Annotated in this window: 1 protein-coding gene; it reads right to left on the bottom strand. The window is 51.5% G+C overall.

All coding sequences use genetic code 11. From position 1 onward, the window contains the following. The coding region (locus tag GSF01_RS29115; protein ID WP_159888765.1) for an IS5 family transposase at positions 1-1,228 on the bottom strand (1,228 nt) is incomplete at its 3' end. Positions 1,229-1,350: the final 122 nt, after the last annotated feature.

Here is a 1,350-nt window from a genome sequence, read left to right as displayed (position 1 = left end):
CAGCCAGGATTACGGTCGGATAACAATCAAACCGCTGCTTGTATGCTTCCACGGATGCGATCAGCGTGGTGGCTTCGTTAAAGCTATCCCACTGGACCGCTTCAATCCACACATAACCGTTTACCAGGCTGGCTGCCACTTTAGCGCCGAACTCAACGTTCGCTCCAGCTTTGCCGCGCACGATAGGACGTACATGCGGTTGTTCAATACTCACGATCCGGTCTGCAACGGCATGCTTGTTCATCTTCGCCATCTCGCTCTGTTGACGATAGAGCTCGGCGATGACTAGAAGACCCCGATAGTGTCTTTTGCTCAGCGTGGACAAAGACGTAAGCTCAGCCATCGCCTCAATCGTTCGCAGATTGCGTCCAACGTACCCCAGTTGCCTGCGGATTGCTTTGCGGATGATTTTGCTCGAAGCCTTCCGTTGCTTGGAGACACTCAAGTATTGCCTTCTGGCCTTTTCACGGTATGTACGGGGTTTCTCCATCGTACTAATGTGAGGGCGGTGCAGCTCGTCAATGATATCTTCGAGTATTTCGCGGGCATGATTCAAGAGCCCGAGGTCAGTAGGATACTTGATGTCCGCCGGTGCGCAGGTTGCATCCAGCATGAGAGCTCCCTTGTTCGTGGAATCCGTTTGGGTTGAGATTTCAGAACTCTCCTGTTGCTTCGGTTTGTTACGAACTGGCTTCGGCGCCGGGACTTCTGGAACGGACAGCGCTTCGCCAACTTCCAACTCCAGCTGTGAGCCGCCATCTATGTCGTCGTCATCGTCGTGCTTTTCCGTTTCTGTCTTTTGACTTGTCTCTCGCTCCGCTTGAATGGCAGCTAGCGCAATTTGATCATTGATCTCGCTGATGGCCTCTAAACCGAGTCGTTGGCGAAAGTGTGTGAGGGACGAATGATGGAAAGGCTCTTGGTCCACAAAGGCTGTGTAGCCCAAGAAGAACTGCAGGTAGGGGTTCTCCTGAATCTGCAAGGTGGTTTCGCGATCACTTAGCCCCAATCGTTCTTTAATGATGAGAGCACCGAGCGCCACACGAACCGGGTAAGCACGTTGTCCCTCAACGGGTGAATGAAACGACTGAACGTATTTTTCTTCTACCTGATCCCAGGGAATGATCGCGGCCAACTGCACCCAACGGTTGTTGGGGTTTAGCTTTCCTCCAAAGGGCAGGTAAAATTGTTTGAGCAGATCATCCATATCCCGATTGGTCGCAAACATGTTTCGTCACTCCATCTGCAAGGTTTTTGAGCGTTTTGCCACGTTTTCCTTGCAGATATATTCGACGGAAATGCCCGGTAACCCTTGTGAAATATGGATTTATTCGCATTCAGCAAGCCCTA

It is taken from the genome of Paenibacillus puerhi (genome assembly GCF_009846885.1).
Taxonomy (GTDB): Bacteria; Bacillota; Bacilli; order Paenibacillales; family NBRC-103111; genus Paenibacillus_G; species Paenibacillus_G puerhi.
The sequence above is the reverse complement of the archived record's forward strand: the minus strand, read 5'-3'. Positions and strand labels throughout refer to the sequence as shown.